18 protein-coding genes and 1 tRNA gene are annotated in these 15,917 nt (G+C 57.5%); 16 read left to right on the top strand and 3 right to left on the bottom strand.

Annotated elements, in window-relative coordinates; genetic code table 11:
• Positions 1–649: 649 nt before the first annotated feature.
• The 4 genes from C0V73_RS22855 to C0V73_RS22840 all read left to right on the top strand — a co-directional run bounded on the left by C0V73_RS22855 (position 650) and on the right by C0V73_RS22840 (position 2,411).
• Complete coding sequence (locus C0V73_RS22855) at positions 650–865, top strand: hypothetical protein (protein ID WP_102022326.1); 216 nt, start codon at positions 650–652, stop codon at positions 863–865.
• Positions 862–1,542, top strand: coding sequence for a DNA methyltransferase (locus C0V73_RS22850; RefSeq protein WP_102022325.1), 681 nt, complete (start codon positions 862–864; stop codon positions 1,540–1,542). The genes C0V73_RS22855 and C0V73_RS22850 overlap by 4 nt, the downstream gene beginning before the upstream one ends.
• Before the next feature lie 228 nt (positions 1,543–1,770).
• Positions 1,771–1,845 (top strand) — tRNA-Gly (locus C0V73_RS22845).
• Between the two features lie 170 nt (positions 1,846–2,015).
• On the top strand, positions 2,016–2,411 hold the full coding sequence (locus C0V73_RS22840) for a hypothetical protein (protein ID WP_102022324.1): 396 nt from the start codon (positions 2,016–2,018) through the stop codon (positions 2,409–2,411).
• Here C0V73_RS22840 and C0V73_RS22835 read toward each other — a convergent pair.
• Complete coding sequence (locus C0V73_RS22835) at positions 2,408–2,845, bottom strand: hypothetical protein (protein WP_102022323.1); 438 nt, start codon at positions 2,843–2,845, stop codon at positions 2,408–2,410. The two genes, C0V73_RS22840 and C0V73_RS22835, sit on opposite strands and share 4 nt — an antisense overlap.
• Positions 2,846–2,997: 152 nt before the next feature.
• Between C0V73_RS22835 and C0V73_RS22830 the strand changes: the two genes are divergently transcribed.
• The 7 genes from C0V73_RS22830 to C0V73_RS22800 all read left to right on the top strand — a co-directional run bounded on the left by C0V73_RS22830 (position 2,998) and on the right by C0V73_RS22800 (position 8,584).
• On the top strand, positions 2,998–3,489 hold the full coding sequence (locus C0V73_RS22830) for a hypothetical protein (RefSeq protein WP_102022322.1): 492 nt from the start codon (positions 2,998–3,000) through the stop codon (positions 3,487–3,489).
• A 162-nt stretch (positions 3,490–3,651) separates the two neighbouring features.
• Complete coding sequence (locus tag C0V73_RS22825; protein WP_102022321.1) at positions 3,652–5,478, top strand: DUF262 domain-containing protein; 1,827 nt, start codon at positions 3,652–3,654, stop codon at positions 5,476–5,478.
• A 149-nt stretch (positions 5,479–5,627) separates the two neighbouring features.
• Positions 5,628–5,993 carry a hypothetical protein gene (locus C0V73_RS22820; RefSeq protein WP_102022320.1) on the top strand — a complete coding sequence of 122 codons (366 nt, stop codon included), beginning with the start codon at positions 5,628–5,630 and terminating at the stop codon, positions 5,991–5,993.
• 76 nt (positions 5,994–6,069) lie between these two features.
• Positions 6,070–6,321 (top strand): hypothetical protein, encoded by a 252-nt coding sequence (locus tag C0V73_RS22815; protein ID WP_102022319.1) that lies wholly within the window; start codon positions 6,070–6,072, stop codon positions 6,319–6,321.
• A 54-nt stretch (positions 6,322–6,375) separates the two neighbouring features.
• A complete protein-coding gene (locus tag C0V73_RS22810) occupies positions 6,376–6,651 on the top strand; it encodes a type II toxin-antitoxin system ParD family antitoxin (RefSeq protein ID WP_102022318.1) in 276 nt (91 codons plus the stop codon).
• On the top strand, positions 6,644–6,934 hold the full coding sequence (locus tag C0V73_RS22805) for a type II toxin-antitoxin system RelE/ParE family toxin (protein WP_082186292.1): 291 nt from the start codon (positions 6,644–6,646) through the stop codon (positions 6,932–6,934). Before C0V73_RS22810 ends, C0V73_RS22805 begins: the two co-directional genes overlap by 8 nt.
• Before the next feature lie 708 nt (positions 6,935–7,642).
• Positions 7,643–8,584 (top strand): site-specific DNA-methyltransferase, encoded by a 942-nt coding sequence (locus C0V73_RS22800; RefSeq protein ID WP_102022317.1) that lies wholly within the window; start codon positions 7,643–7,645, stop codon positions 8,582–8,584.
• On the opposite strand, the gene C0V73_RS22795 is transcribed toward C0V73_RS22800, so the two are convergent.
• Together C0V73_RS22795 and C0V73_RS22790 are read right to left on the bottom strand one after the other, a co-directional pair.
• Entirely contained in the window at positions 8,581–9,300 is a 720-nt protein-coding gene (locus C0V73_RS22795) for a hypothetical protein (protein ID WP_102022316.1), read from the bottom strand. The genes C0V73_RS22800 and C0V73_RS22795 overlap by 4 nt on opposite strands.
• Entirely contained in the window at positions 9,297–9,530 is a 234-nt protein-coding gene (locus tag C0V73_RS22790; protein WP_210200183.1) for a helix-turn-helix transcriptional regulator, read from the bottom strand. The genes C0V73_RS22795 and C0V73_RS22790 overlap by 4 nt, the downstream gene beginning before the upstream one ends.
• A 166-nt stretch (positions 9,531–9,696) precedes the next feature.
• On the opposite strand from C0V73_RS22790, the gene C0V73_RS22785 reads away from it, so the two are divergent.
• The 5 genes from C0V73_RS22785 (at position 9,697) to C0V73_RS22765 (ending at position 15,909) form a co-directional block, all read left to right on the top strand.
• Complete coding sequence (locus C0V73_RS22785; protein ID WP_102022314.1) at positions 9,697–10,533, top strand: hypothetical protein; 837 nt, start codon at positions 9,697–9,699, stop codon at positions 10,531–10,533.
• A 488-nt stretch (positions 10,534–11,021) separates the two neighbouring features.
• Entirely contained in the window at positions 11,022–11,603 is a 582-nt protein-coding gene (locus C0V73_RS22780; protein ID WP_102022313.1) for a recombinase family protein, read from the top strand.
• Positions 11,600–11,824, top strand: a complete 225-nt coding sequence (locus tag C0V73_RS22775) for a WGR domain-containing protein (protein WP_102022312.1) — start codon at positions 11,600–11,602, stop codon at positions 11,822–11,824. The genes C0V73_RS22780 and C0V73_RS22775 overlap by 4 nt, the downstream gene beginning before the upstream one ends.
• Positions 11,825–11,972: 148 nt before the next feature.
• Positions 11,973–14,651 carry a UvrD-helicase domain-containing protein gene (locus C0V73_RS22770; RefSeq protein ID WP_245408079.1) on the top strand — a complete coding sequence of 893 codons (2,679 nt, stop codon included), beginning with the start codon at positions 11,973–11,975 and terminating at the stop codon, positions 14,649–14,651.
• 154 nt (positions 14,652–14,805) lie between these two features.
• A complete protein-coding gene (locus C0V73_RS22765; RefSeq protein WP_102022310.1) occupies positions 14,806–15,909 on the top strand; it encodes a hypothetical protein in 1,104 nt (367 codons plus the stop codon).
• Positions 15,910–15,917: the final 8 nt, after the last annotated feature.

The raw sequence follows: 15,917 nt of genomic DNA, 5'->3' as shown, positions 1-15,917 counted from the left end.
GGTCATGTTGGGTACGCCCTGTCACTACCGTGCCGCCACGGTAGTGACAGGGCTGTCTTCGGCGCCCAGATGTCGCCGGCACCACACCTGCCGGCGATCGGGCGGGGGCCCTCCCGAACCCTCCCTGTGGCCTGACATGCGCCAGGCCAACGGGAGCTAGGCACTCCCGCACCCAGCCACGTGCAGGCTTAGGGTCTCCGTTCCGGATGCTCCGAGTGATGCGCGCTCCGCATCCTCCTCTCCGACCACCCAGCCTGCACGCCGTGGGCGGACAGGGCTCATCGCCCCACCTTTTTTGGTTGGTTGGCACACGCGAGTGGGCCGCCGCGTGTCCGCGTCAGGAGAGGTGAGGGCACCGTCTCCCCCGCCACTCGCGGCCTTGCTCCAGACGGTCAGACCCACCATCGTCCTATCGACGATGGTGGCACGTCCTTGCCGCTGCGTCATGGCGGTCCCGTTGACCGCTCATCCCCATCACCACCGGAAACGTCGGGGGTCTATCCCCTTGGGAGCGGACCGCAAGGCATCCAACCGTATCCCCGAGGGAGCCCTCAGCCGGACCCTCCATTGCGGTCCGCGCCCAGCGGGGCTGCACGCCGCCCGACCGGTTGCGAAGGGCGTGACCGGAAAACCAACGGGAGAACCGCACATGAAAAACCGCAACGGCAACAGCCGCCCCACCCACAACGTCTACGTGGTCGAAGGGGAGGGCGACAACGCCTTCTGGACCAAGGTCGGCGCCGCCTGGCAGCACGCGGACGGTGAAGGTCTGAACCTCACCCTGACCGCCCTGCCACTGAACGGCCGCCTGGTCATCCGAACGCCGAAGGCTGATGACCAACCCAACGGAAAGGCGGGGCGATGAGCCCCGCCCGCCCACGGGCACAGGGCGGGCACCTCGTTTTTGAGGCGCCCGCTCTGCCAAACGGCATTCTTCAGGGCGACTGCCTGAAGCTGATGCCAGAGTTACCCACCGCCTGTGTTGACCTGGTGCTGACCGACCCCCCGTATGTGTGCGGCTATCGCGACCGGTCCGGCCGGACGGTTGCCAACGATAACCGTTCCGACTGGCTGGCCCCCGCGTTCCACGAGATTGTCCGGCTGATGAAACCCGGCGCGCTGTGCATCAGCTTCTACGGCTGGACCGCTACAGACGCGTTCTTCGCTGCTTGGCGAGCCGCTGGCCTGCGACCGGTGGCGCATGTGGTGTTCTGTAAACCCTATGCGTCCCGAACCGGTGTTTTCCGCGCCATGCACGAGAACGCCTACGTGTTGGCCAGGGGCCGTCTTGTCGCACCCGGCGACGCCTTGTCGGACGTGCGCAGCTGGACCTATACCGGCAACAAGCTGCATCCCACCCAGAAGCCCGTTGAGGAGCTGGTGCCCCTCATCCGCGCGTATTGCCCGGAAGGCGGTCTGGTCTTTGACCCGTTCGCCGGGTCCGGCTCCACACTCGTGGCCGCGCGTTCCCTCGGACGCCGCTACCTCGGAATCGAGCTGGATGCTGTGCATGCTGCCACGGCGGAAAAGCGGCTGCTGTGAGCTATGGGCCGTGAGGCCCATCCTTCGCAAAAGGCGCCGCGAACGCGCTCCCCCATAGCGCCGTAGTGAGCACGCGAGGCCCGGCGCGGGCCTTCCAAATGCAAAAACGCACCGCTTGCGCGATGCGTTTGGCCGGTTTCCTACCCGGCCTTCATCCTACCACCCCCACCCTTTGGAGGAAAGCACCTCTTGACCCCGTCGGTTGGCGTCGGGTTGCGCCCTGACCATGCGTCAGTAGCTCAACGGTAGAGCGGTCGGTTTCCTACCCGACAGATGCGGGCTCGAACCCCGTCTGGCGCCCCACTTGATGGCTGCCCGTGCCGGTCTTGCCATTTTACCCGACGCGCCGAGGCGTAAAGAGACTGCTGGGATTTGTAGTACCCCGCCCACGGGTGGGTAGGATGTACGCCGCTGGCGTTGTGTTTTGCCACGCCAGCAACTAACACGGTGGCCAGCAGTGGTGAGGGAAACGCATGGGGAAGTGGATCACGCGAGGCCTGGTAGTGGCCGTTCTCGGGTACGGGGGCTATGGGCTTTGGGAATACTACCGAGGCGGCTTTTTCTCTCGGCCGGATATGCCGGAGGGTGCGTTCTCGATCTCGTACGAGAACGGTTTGCGAGCGATCCTGGTCGATGTTCCCAATCAGCAAGAAAACCGCCGCTACTTCGGATTTCCCCAGGATGTGCCTCATTATCTGCGGGACGCCTGGGCTACCTGCAGCCCTCCAACCGAGGAAGAGCGCCCGAATGCTGATAAGTTCATCGCCGACCGCAATATGCCGGGCGAGCGGTTCGAGGTGGTCTGTCGCCTTCAGGTAGACGATGACCTGGTTATCCGGGGCCTCATTACCAGCGTGCCGCGTCTTTAGTGCTCCTCGGGTCTGGTGTCTTGCAGCCCGCACCAGACGCCACTTGCCGGGACTATGGTGGGGCGAGGGGTCGGGAGCACTTCATACCGCTCACATAGTCTGCGGGTGATGCAAGCCGCTATGGCATGGCGGGCATCGTCGCGCGCGGTTGCATCAATTCCCGCCCAGGCCCTTGCCTGGGCATCCGGTACGTCCTGTAAAACCGCCTCGATGTGACGGGCGACGCGGGTGAGGATGACAGTAGCGCCATCTTTCTGGAATGTCAGTGAAACGGTGATATCGCGGGCCACAGTCGCCGCCATTGACGGGATCAGATGCAGGTCGCGGCGCCGACTTTGCCCGCACCCGGCAAAGCCCCTGACGGTCGTACGCCGGAGGCAGCCGAGGGCGATGCCGACGTGAAGTTCAAGGATTTTTGCGGGCTGGTTCTGCATGGGAACGTCTGCCTTTGCTGGCGGTGAGGGCGGAATATGTTCCTATTATGTTCTCATGCAGTGCAAGGTCAATATGCACATCCGCCACAGCGATCGCCGTGAACGCGTGCCGCCCGCTTGCTAAGGAGAAGCTGCGGGGGCACGCTTCCGCCATGTTCCGATTAGCGACCGATCTGAAAGCCAAGGGCGAGGAGGCTGAGGCCTCCTTCCGCGCGTGGCTGAACCAGTCGGGGGTAGCGTTTCTCTATGTCGAGCAGTCGCCGCTGAACGTACCGGACCGGCTGCGGGGCAGGATCAAGCGGCCGGATTACCTGGTGGGTATTCCCCATGCCGGAATGATGGCATTCGACGTCAAGGCCAAGTCCACCTATGACGACCACCTGCTGTTCGAGGTCGGCGAAGTGGACAAGCTCGCCTGCTTTGAGGCGTTCTTCCACATGACCGTGAACTTTGCCTGTCTGGATCTCGACGATCCAGAGCACTTTTATTGGGTGCCGCTGCGCGCGCTCATTGGGCGCCAGGTTGAGCGGCGGGGTAGGGCACGCGTGCTGTCGTTCCCGATTGCGGAGGCCCTACAGGTGGCCATGGGTGAGGGGTTTCTTGAGGCCTACGGCCGTTTCAGCCAGCGTTCATTGGGTATTTAACCCGAGGGCGAATGCAGTGATGCCCTTCCAACCAAGGACGCCCATATATTCGGCGCCGCCAATCAGCCAGCTATTGAATACGGTAGTTTAATCTGTGAGAAATACACGCAAAGCGCGTCAACTCGGACGGAAGAACACTCTTTTCATTGCGAAAGCCAATTCATGAAGCCTTATACCCGCTCGATTGTTGAACTGTTTGATGGCAAGAAGCGTTATCTCATCCCGCTTTATCAACGCCAGTACGCTTGGCGAGTAACGCCCCAGCTTGAACTTCTTTGGGAAGACATCGAGCGTGCGATTGATCGGCTTAACTCCGACCGCTCGGCACTAACGCCCCATTTCATGGGAGCGATGGTAATCAATCAGCTCAAGACCTTTGGCAAACAGGTTCAGGCTTACGAGATTATTGACGGGCAGCAGCGCCTGACAACTTTTCAGCTACTCCTGTCCGCAATTCGGGATGTCGCTCTAGCCCATGGGTCAAAGTATGCCAATGAGCTTCAAAAATATCTGCTCAATGATGGTGTGATGGAGCATGAGGAGGTTGAGCGCTACAAACTCTGGCCGTCGCTGACCGATCGGCGGTCGTTTGTTTCAATTGTCGATCCGGGCGTCGATGCAGATGCCATCACCGTGAAGCCAACCGACGAGGATGGGTTTGTCCGCCGATCTGTGGCGGCCCATGCCTTCTTCCGCGACAAAGTCGAACAACACGCGACCACCGATGGCGCTTTCGATGAGTTGAAGCTGGAGCTTCTCTTCGAAGCCCTCAAAGAGGGTTTGGCCGTGGTATCGATCGAGCTTGAAGGCGGTGATGATCCACAAACTATTTTCGAAACCCTGAACAGCCGTGGCGTTGATCTGACCCCGGCAGATCTTATGCGGAACTTTATCTTTCAGCGCGCCAAAGGCATGGGACAGGACCAGGGTTCTCTCAAGGTCGATCAACTGTATGAAAAGCATTGGCTCCCGCTCGATCGGGCGTTCTGGAGCCAGGCGGCTTCGCGCGGTCGCCAGACACGCCAGCGTTTGGACTGGATGCTGACAGACCATCTCTCGATGCACCTCTCCGATATCGTGTCCGTTGAAACACTTTTCGAGGGATACCGCCGCTGGGTGCTAAATGAGCGTCCGTTTGGTTCTGTCGTTGCTGAGCTTGAGGCCATCACTGCAACGGCTTCAGTAGAAAAACGGCTTTTTGACCAAGACAAGGATGATCCTCTGGGCCAATTCGGCCGCTTCGCCGATGCGTTTGACGTCTCAACAGCGATGCCTTTGGTCGTCTATCTGGCGACGGCACCAGAGGTTGGAGACGCTCTCCCTGAAGCGCTGCAGATTCTCGAAAGCTATATTTTGCGCCGTGATATCTGTGGCCTGTCTACCAAAGGGTACAATCGCTTATTTGTCGGGATCATCGAAAAATTGCGTGCCGCTGGACCGGATAAAGTCGCGGCTTTGACCGAGTATCTCTCGCAAAGGCAGTCTGATACCGAGAAGTGGCCTACCGACATTGAATGGCAGGCGGGTTGGACCGGTCGGGATCAATACCAAGGCACACGTCAACCTCGGCTCCGATACATATTGGAAGCCATCGAGCGTGCAAAGAGGTCAGCTCGGAATGAAGATATCGAGATCAAGTCTCAGTTGAGCGTCGAGCACATCATGCCACAGAAATGGCAAACCCATTGGCCCGTGCCGGGTTTCGATCATGTGGAAGATCAGAACGATAGCGAACTGAATTTGCGCAACCTTCAGCGCCAGAGCGCTGTTAACAAGCTTGGGAATCTGACCCTGCTTACGCAGTCGCTGAATACGGCTGTCTCGCATGGCCCATTCTCGGTGAAGATGCCTGCTGTTCGCTCTCATTCGAGTCTCGCACTGAATCGAGATCTAAATAATTACGACGTCTGGGATGAGGAGACGATCGAGGCCCGAGGTTTGGAACTATTCGGTGTTGCACGCCAAATCTGGGTCAGCCCCACAGCCTAAATCGTCCACCGCTAGAAATTATCAAATCCCAGGCGGATACCCCTTCCTGGGATTTGATTCCGTATCTTACCTAGACGTCTTATGCCGCCTTTATCCCGTCAAAATCGCCTGATTCCGTGGGAGATTCTGGCTGATTTGCGGGGGGCATCATGGCGAAGGTGGATGACAGTGTCATCGTGTACGAGTTTGCGGATGGCTGGTATGTGGTCGAGCTTCTGTCCCACTACGACTACCTTCGGGAAGGTGGTCTCATGGGCAACTGTGTGGCCAAATACTTCGACAGCGAGGACACGGTCTATTCGCTCCGGAGCGACCGGGATGAGCCCCATGCCAGTATGCTCTACCGTGGGAAGATGATGATTGAGATCTGCGGGCGCTTCAATTCGTCGCTCAAAGCCGAGTATCGGTTGCGCGTCGGGCAGTTCATGCGCGACTGCTATTTCCCAATGCACCCGCTGGCCTACGACATCACCGACATGCGGCGGCAAACGCAGTGGGTCACTGTATCTCGCTAGCCTTGTAGGATTCGCCCTATTGCGCAACCTGAGGGCGGCATTATGTTCCCGTTATGCGTGAAAGGAGTGCCTGATAATGCGTAAAGAGCAGATTCCCGACTTCATTGAAGAGATCATCGCCACTGGCTGCCCGATCACTGCGGTGGGGCATGATATTTACGTTTTCGCCGAGATCGATGCCCCGGAAGAGGACGTTGACCGCATCGGCGCAGAGGTCCAGGCCATCTGCGATCGCTATGGCGCGCGCGATCACCTGCAGCTTGAAATCGTGGCGCACTTGCGCAGTCTGGGGCGGTTTTACGACCTGAAGGCAGAGACGTTGCATTGAGCCGATGCTAACAAGAATTGTTAGGATTTGTGAGCCGTGCTATAAGGGTGACAAATGAAAGCTACTACCATGCGCACCCTTACCGTATCCCTCACCCCGCATCAGGCGGCAATGATGCAGGCCGCCGTTGAAACCGGCGGATATGCCTCGAACAGCGAAATCGTCCGCGACGCTCTTCGCCTGTGGGAGCAGCGCGAGGAAGTGCGGCAGCTGGAGCTAGTACGCCTGAAGCAGGCTTATGAGGAAGGCATGGCCAGCGGTGAAGGCCGCCAGCTGGACGGGAGGCAGTTGCTGGGTGAGCTGAAGGCGGAAGCCCGCAAGCGTGGCTAAGGCGGTCTTCAGTCCGCGCGCGGAATCCGACCTGCGGGACATCTGGCGAACCATCGCTCTCGATAACGAGCCCGCAGCCGACGCGCTTTTGCTTCGCATCATTGAACGTGCCGAACTGGCAGCGACCCAGCCGCACATGGGCGCCGCCCGCCCCGAACTGAGCGCCACGGCACGGGTATTGGTCGAAGGGCGCTACATCATCATCTACGAGCCCCAGGACTACGGGGTTTTTGTCGCGGCCGTCGTTTACGGTGCGCGTGATGTGTCCAACTGGTTGACGTGAATGAGGTCAGGGGCGCGTTGCCCCGTTCACACGGAACACCCGGCCGGAGGCAGTCGGTCCCGCCTCTCCCTGCGGGTCGCCATGCTGAGGCTCCTACGGCTACCTTTTAACCGGTCCTTGGCGTGTCGAGAATTCCCGCTTTCCCGCCCTGCGGTCGGCGCTATGCTGAAAGCTCCGATGTTCTTCATTGTTTGCCCCGGATCTCACACGCATGCGGTTCCGATCCGATAAGGATGCCTAAGGGGCTTTGCCCCTCGCGCGGGCAAGGGGGCGGTCTCCCGAGGCTCCGCGCAGGCTTGTGCGCCCGCCGTCTGACACCCTTGCCCTTGCTACCCCCGACCTCGCCGGTCAGGCAGGGTTGCAGGACCCGCAGCCAATAAAAAAATTGGAATTGGCACAAAAATAGTCAGACTTTCGGGGGGTCGAGACAGTTTCGCGAGTATAAATAGGTATGCATTACAAAAAGGAGAAAAACAAATGCAAGACTTACCTTATATCGTGAAAATTCCTCACTTCGGCGTTGCCTTTGAAAACAGCGATTGTGCTAAACTCATTTTGACAGGCGTATTCTACCATTATGTTCTAATCATACCATGATCGTCTGATAACCTCTTCGTCCGTTCTCAATAAGAGCGGACGAGGATCGGCGCTCGCAACGTGTGCAAAAGCGCAGAAAGAGGTTGCATTGATTGGCAAACCTGCTCATCAATGATGACTATGATTCCCATTCTTAAAACTTCCCTTGGCGAACTGTATCAAGACGACTGCCTCTCAGTCATGGCTTCAATGCCGGATGAGGTCGTGGATCTGGCGTTTGCCGATCCGCCGTTCAATCTCGGCAAGGAGTATACGTCGAAGATCGACGACTCTCGTCGCGATAGCGAGTATGTAGAGTGGTGTAAGCAGTGGCTTGATGAAATGATCCGGGTTTTGAAGCCGGGCGGCTCGTTGTTTCTTTACAACCTTCCGCGATGGAATCTGCCGCTTGGCGCTCACATTGGCGAAAAGCTGACGTTTCGCCATTGGATTACTGTCGACATGAAGTACTCTCTGCCGATAGCAAAGCGACTGTACCCTGCCCATTACTCCCTCCTTTACTTTATAAAGGGGGATAAGCCTGCGATTTTCCATCCGGACCGCCTGCCCGTACCGTGCTGCCGCCATTGTGGTGGCGAGTTACGGGACTATGGTGGCTACAAAGATAAGATGAACCCTCTCGGCGTAAGTCTTACAGACGTCTGGACGGATATTCCTCCAGTGAGGCATGCAAAGTACAAGAAGCGGGCAGCCAACGCGCTGGCGCTGAAGCTAATGGACCGGGTCGTGTCTATGGCAAGTGATCCTGGGTCGTTAGTGCTGGATCCGTTCGGCGGATCCGGCACAACGTTTGTTGCTGCTGAACTTACAGGACGACGTTGGATTGGATCCGAATTGGAATGCTCGGATATTGTTGAACGTTTCAATGCGCTCGAAGGTGACCGCGAGCATCTGGCAGATATCCAGGCGAACAAAAACACATTGTTCACGCGTGATGATCTCAAGCGCAGACAGAAGTATGGTAAGCCCCTACCCAAGGAATACCGCATACAAAGCGACCTGGTGCCTCAATGTGGCTGTGCGGATTCTGAGCAGGCTGATCTGGGGCTTTAGGTCTCGCTCGTAGATGCTTTTCTGGCGCGCGCGCGTTTCGCGTTTCCATCTTCGCCCGAAGTGAGGAACGGAACGGCGTCGTCTGTCAGCTCGTCGTGCTCGACAACAGTGATGGCTAGAACACCGCTCTCGATCGCCTCGCCAAGGCCATGCCACATCTCCAAATAGCCCGAAAGCTCGTAGATGTTTCCGACACGATCGGTGAGATGTTCGTAAAGCAAGCGGCTAGGAACGATGAGTACGCCAACGTCCACCACTTTGTTCGCCAAAGCGATGGCGAGCTTGTTCATGCTTCGGTGGGACGATGAAATGTTCCCGGTCTCCCACTCGATCGCAACCCGCAAGCCGTCGGGACCCCGGGTGACAAAGTCAAATCCGCCAAACCTCGACGCGATTGGTTCCTGATACTCTTCAAGAGACGGATAGAGTTTCAACACGGGCGGAGCATGATCCGCAGATAACTCCACACCGGCCTCTGCGTGCCATCCCTCAGTCACCGTCATATGTTGCAGGAATCGCGAACGAAGGTAGTTCACCCCGTTACGTTTCCAGTCACCATTGACCCTCTCTTTACGACGCAGCATGAGCTTTCCGGAGCCCGCCGGATTGTCGATCGAAGCAATCGAGCGCACGTAACTTTCATGCACTAGTCGCCAGTCATCGGCGCCGATAACATTACCCTTATCGAAAACAATGATTGTTCGAAGCCACTTCATAAATTGATCTCTGGAATACCAGCCGTGAGCTGCGCGATGTCGCATTGCAGTGCGATGCAGATCTGGCAAAGGACGGAAAAGGTGATGTTACGTTCGCCACGCTCGATGCCGCCCATATAAGAGCGGTCTATACCTGCGCGATCCGCCAGGGTTTCTTGAGTCCACTGGAGGCTTTTCCGCCTATCGCGGATTCTTTGGCCGAGAGTTTTCAAATCTTGAGAATCGTTCACGCCCAATCATCGGTTGAAAGATGATTATGAGTCCACGGACAAGGATCCTCATTTTGGCGACTTGGCGCGTTAATCAGCAATGTTAACAGGCAGTTCGCCGGAATGCGTTGTTTTGTAGCGCTGGTTGTGTCAGGCAAGAGCGAGCAACTAGGAGCGAAACAAAGTCATGGGGCAGCACTTAGCAAAGTGGCGCAGAAAGAAGGATGCGCGCCAGACCCTCTACGGCCTCGGTGAGAACCGGGAGCATACCCTGATCATTCATTACTCATGCGAGTCGTTCTACGACATAAAGGACGGAAGAACCCCCAGGGTGACCTCCATAGCAGTTCGACGATTTGCAAACGGCTCAACGGAATCGTTTTCCATCCACAAATCTGCAGAGCTCAACGGTGTGGCGATCAGTGATATCGAATCCAACTACGACGACCTTGAGAGGCAGATGTTGGGTGAGTTTTTCAGCTTTCTAGAGAAGCACTCAAATTACAGGTTTGTGCATTGGAACATGCGCGACATTAACTACGGTTTCCAGGCGCTTGAGTATCGTTTCAAGGTTCTTAAAGGCGATCCCGTGAAGCTCCATGAGAGCCAGAAGTTCGATCTGCCGCGTCTGCTTATCGACATCTTTGGCCCGGGATATGCGCCTCACGGGGAGAACGGACGGTTGCATTCGCTCCTTGAAATGAATGCAATCAAGACCAAAGACATCCTGACAGGTAAAGGCGAGGCAGATGCCTTTGACAACAAGGAGTATGTAAAGCTCCATCAATCCACGCTGAAGAAGGTCGATGTGATCGATAATTTGCTCGACCGCTTCATTGAAGGACGCTTGAAAACCAAAGCTCGATGGTACGAAGCCTATGGCTGGCATCCGGCCGTGTTGATCGACCTAGTAAAAGATCACTGGCTAGGGTCCGTTGTTGCCTTCCTTATTGCAACGGTATCCCTGATTGCCGTGTTTTCCCCTGACCTTCTTCCAGCAATAATCAAGAGTATATCTCATTGAGTGAAGACGCACCGATTTTATCTGTAATTCAGATAGTTAGCACCATAGGTAGCACATTATTTTTACTGATCGATATTTACCAGTCATATCGCGATAGCCGGGGCATTCGCTGGGTGTTCCCCCTGCTTTTTGCGTTTTCAGTGATCTCCTATTGCTTCTTGCCCAATAAATGGGTCGATCCTGGGAAGGCTATTGCACGGGTAAGTGCAAGCTTTCTATGCAACTCCGATATCGAGCGAGCATCCGGCGTAGGACATGCGGAAGCAGTTGGTGGAGACCCATTTATAGTTGAGAACCGGGCTCTCACTGCCATTCGACCTTGGTGCTGAAAGGGCTGGTGAACACCAACTTCTAGATACGGAAAACGACCGTTTTCCTTACACATTGCCCTGCCCTACTGTCAGCTCGCCAATTCGGCGGGCTTTTTGTAAGGAAAATATGTTAGGAAATCATTTGACAGGAAAAGGCTATCGTCACACTATCCTTACATGAAGATTGGATATGCCCGGGTGTCAACCGCCGACCAGAATCTCGACATGCAGCGGGACGCCCTCACACGTGCCGGGTGCGAGAAGATCTTCGAGGAGAAGAAGTCCGGCAAGGCTGGAAGTAAACGGCCGGAGCTGGAAGCCGCCCTCGCCTACCTTCGCCCCGAGGATGTACTCGTGGTCTGGAAGCTGGACCGGCTTGGCCGCTCCCTGGTCGAAATGATGCGGACGATCGACAAACTGCGCGCCGACGGCATCAAGTTCCGCAGCCTGACCGAGGAGCTGGACAGTGAAAGCGCGCAAGGCCGCTTCTTTCTGCAGATCCACGGCGCCATGGCGGAGTATTTCCTCGACCTGAACCGCGAGCGGACCATGGAAGGCCTCAAAGCCGCCCTCGCCCGTGGCCGCAAGGGTGGCCGTCGCCCAAAGCTCACCGAGGACGACAAGAAGGCGGCGCGGGCGATGCTCGCAGCCGGGGACATCTCGGTGGCCGAGATTGCGCGGCGGTTGGGCATCAGCCGTGTGACCTTCTACGATTATTTCCCCCAGGCCAGGACTAAAGCGCAGGAGGGCAAGCTGTGAGCGACGTCTATCTTACCCGCGTCGACGCCAGCCAGAATATGGCCCGCTACTACCGCATGACCGTTCAACCTACCCTCTTCGGGGAATGGTCGGTGGTCCGGGAATGGGGACGACTTGGTCGCGGTGGACAGGTCCGTGTGGTGCCATACCCTTCAGAAGGTGAAGCCGCCGAGGCGATGACCACGATTGAACAGCGGAAAGTTCGCCGAGGATATCAGTAGCAAGCTTGCCGGGCGGGTATGTAGCGGGTAGTTCCTGACCCTCTGCAACCTTTTGGACTAGCTGATGACAAGTGTGTGGGCGCCGTCCAAATGGGGACGCTTCTTTTCCCGATCGCCAGAGTGGACACTCACTCGGGAAGGCATCCGCTTGACCCTGGAAGTCCGGGAGGTCTCGCACATTGCGGACGTAACCGAATCCTCATCGCTCGTTGTCCGCGACGGCTTGTTCTGGTCTTCGGTAGTTGTAACGCCCGGAAGCTCTGCACCGATTAAAGTCAGCGGGCTTTCTAAACGCGCTGCAGCGTCCCTCCGATCAGCTTTCGCGGACATTCAGGAAGAGATCCGAATTCGGGAAGCGACAGACCTACTCTCCCGGGCGCATCGCACTATGACTGAATGGCTCACGAAGCGCCATAAAATCGAGGCCCGTGCGGATTCCGAACGGCGCTGGCTGACCCAGGAGATGCTGAATGTCATAGAGGGTGAACGCCCTCAATCAAACACTTCCAAGATGGTGATGCTGCTCCGTGACACCGCGCTGAGAGCCAGATTGGGCGACAAGGCGGTTGAGCTGGATCGGGACCTCCGTGAATGGATGAGCGACGTCGGAGAGGCCTGGCGCTCCTTGAACGCTCGTCACTCGGAACGGGAGCTGATCGAGTGTGCGGACATTCTCGACCGCGTCGAGAGCAGGCCTCTGACGCCGGAGCAGGCGCGAGCCGTGGTGTGCTTCGACAATCGCGTACAGGTCGTCGCATCGGCAGGCTCTGGTAAGACTTCCACAATGGTAGCCCGAGCGGCCTATGCCATGCACCGTGGTATCGCTAAGCCTGATGAAATCATCATGCTGGCCTTCAACAAGCCTGCGGCTGAAGAATTGAAAGAAAGGGCCACACGCTCGTTTCAGCGGCTGGGTATGAATGTCTCAGTTCAGGCCTCTACCTTCCATAAGTTGGGATTGGGCATCATCGGGAGGGCAACGGGGAGGAAGCCGGATATTCCCGAGTGGGCATTTGAGCCCGTAGAGGGCTTCCGAAAGCTCGCCGAATTGATCGACGGTTTGAAGGATCGGTCGATTTCTTTCCGTGCTCAGTGGGATCTGTTCCGCTTTGTCTGCAGGCGCGATCTGCCAAAGTTCGGCGAGGCGGCGCGGCCGGATGCGTGGGATGAGCAAGGAAATGGCTCTGTTCTCACAGCTGACGGCACCCGTGTTCGGAGCCAGGAAGAGGCGCTGATCTCGAACTGGCTGTTCTATAATGGGGTCAATTACCGGTACGAGCAGCCCTACGTCCACGACACCGCCGATGCCTCCCACCGGCAATACAAGCCTGACTTCTACTATCCGGACATTGATCTCTACCACGAGCATTTCGCGCTCGATGCCCGAGGGAATGCCCCCGCCCACTTCGGTGACTATGTCGTCGGGGTGGAGTGGAAACGGCAGCTCCATACAGAACGCGGGACTGCGCTTATCGAGACGACCTCACATCAAGTGCGTACGGGGACCGTGCTGGACCATCTCGAAAAGGAGTTGACCGAGCGCGGCATTGTTCTTGATCCGAACCCCGACCGGCCGATCCCTGAAAATGGCCTCAGACCCATGCCCTCGGAGGAACTGATCGGACTCGTTCGCACGTTTATCAGCCACTACAAGAGTAATGGACTGACCCCTGATGAGCTGGCAGAGCGGGTGGACAAGCTCCCTGCCGACGCCTTCAAGCACCGCTACAGGATGTTCGCTTCCTTGGCTGTTCAGATCATCAAGGTATGGGACGAGGCGCTTGCGGCGGTAGGTGGTATCGACTTCGAGGACATGTTGAACATGGCCGCTGAGTATGTCGAGAACGGCACGGTTGAAGAGCCGTATCGGCTGGTGATGGCGGATGAGTTTCAGGATGCGTCACGCGCGCGGGCGCGGCTTTGCCGTGCTTTGGTACAGAAAAAGGGGCGTTTCTTCTTCGCAGTTGGTGACGACTGGCAGTCCATCAACCGGTTCGCGGGTGCGGACATTTCTGTGATGACCGGCTTCCGGGATTGGTTTGGGCACGGTCAGATCCTGAAACTGGAGCGGACCTTCCGGTGCCCGCAGGCCCTGTGCGACGTCTCTAGTCGCTTCGTTTCCAAAAACCCCTCGCAGATCTCCAAGAACGTGCATTCTACCACGTCTGCGGCAGGACCGGTTCTTGAAGCTTATCAGGTCGAGCAAAGAGAACAGCTCTCAGATGCGGTTCGGCAGTATGTGGAGCGGCTGGCCGAGGGTGTTCAGAACGGCACGATCACCCCGGGACGGAATGGGAAAGTCTCGGTCTATGTGCTCGGGCGCTACAACGCCGATCAACAGCATGTCCCGCGCCTATCCAGGGAAGCGCAGCGTGTAGTGGATGTGTCGTTTCTAACAATCCACCGGTCCAAAGGCAGCGAAGCGGACTACGTCATCCTGCCGGAATTGCTGACGGTTCTCCGGGGACGCAGTTTTCCTAGCACGCGGAATGACGACCCGGTGCTCGGTCTGGCGATGCCGCCAGGTGATGACTATCCGCAGAGTGAAGAGCGGCGGCTGTTCTATGTGGCGCTTACCCGCGCCCGGCGGACCGTGGTCATGTTCACGGTGCAGGGGAAATGCTCGACTTTCCTCAAGGAGCTGGAAGCGGAAGGCGCCGTGACCATACAGGCTTCAGATGGGCAGCCGGTTCAGGAGGACCCTTGTCCGGCCTGCAGTCAGGGGGTTTTGATCGCAAAAACAGGTCCCTACGGTCAATTTCGATCGTGTTCGAATTTCCCCGTATGTCGCTATAAGCCGAAGCAGAAGCGCCGTCTTATCAACTGAGCTCGAAAAGAAAGCCCTCCTGACTGCTTGGCGCCGCACTTGTACCATTCGCTTGGTCGGGATTCCGAATACGGAAGGAACGCGTGTGAGGAACATCAACACAGCGAAGACTGTCAACCGCGAAGATCTCTACCGCCAGGTATGGGAAACTCCCATGAGTAAGCTTGCTGCCGAGTACGGGATCTCCGGCAATGGGCTGGCAAAAGTCTGCGATCGGCTAAACGTGCCCTACCCTCCTCGCGGTTACTGGGCCAAGAAAGCTGCTGGGAAGCCTGTCGTGACGCTCCGGCTTCCAAAACAGAAGGACGGTGCGCCGACCTCTACCGTTATCTGGCGTCCGCCAACGCCTGCTCCTCCACCAGTGCTATCGCCTGAGGTAGAGCAGAAAATCGCCAAGCTCACAGCTACCAAAGATACCTTAGTGGTCAGTGATCGCCTCTTGCGACCACACAAGATTATCCAGAAGTGGCTGGATGACCGCGATGAACGACGCAAAACCGCGAAACGTCAAGCCGATCCCCGGTTGCGGGAGATTATGGACCCGGGAGAGTGGACGCCCGTTGAAAGACGCATCCATCGCTTATGTGACGCGTTGATAAAGGCCCTGGAGCGCCAGGGCGGTAAAGTCCAGGAAAACCAACGTCGGGAACTTGAGGTCACGTTTGGTGACATCAGCATCGAATTCCAGCTCCGGGAGAAGCTGAAGCAGGTACGGCGCCCCCTTACTAAGGATGAGATGAGATATCGCTCTGCTGGGGAGCGGGGCTGGCGCCAGGAGCTTGAGCCCACCGGACTGCTGGTATTCGCCTTCAAGACCTGGCTTCCAGCCGGGTTCAAGCAAGAACGGCTGGAACCAGAACCTGGTGCCATGGAGGGCATGTTGCAGGAGATTTTAATCTCCTTTCTGACGATCGCGCCGCTCCTTCAAGAGCGCAAGCGGCAGGATCAGGAAGATGCTCGTCAGTGCATGATCGCTGAGCACCAACGCTTCGAAGAGCGGCAGCGCCAAAAGGCGGATGCGAAGCGTTGGCAGACCTTCATGGATATGGCGGAAACCGTGCGTCGTGTTGAGGAAGCCAAACGCTTCGGTGAGATGCTCCGGGCCATGCCCTTCGATCCTGACGAAGTGGTGGAGGGACGAACGGTGTCTGACTGGCTGGCGTGGGTTGACGAGCATCTGCAAACTGCGGACCCTCGCGCTGGTGGCGTGGCAGCCGTGTTTGCAAGAATCGGCCGCACCAATGAATGGTCGCCGTGATGGCTGCA

Origin of the sequence: Rhizobium sp. TH135 (assembly GCF_002855515.1) — a bacterium.
Classification (GTDB): domain Bacteria; phylum Pseudomonadota; class Alphaproteobacteria; order Rhizobiales; family Rhizobiaceae; genus Allorhizobium.
This window is presented reverse-complemented; position numbering and strand designations above follow the sequence as displayed.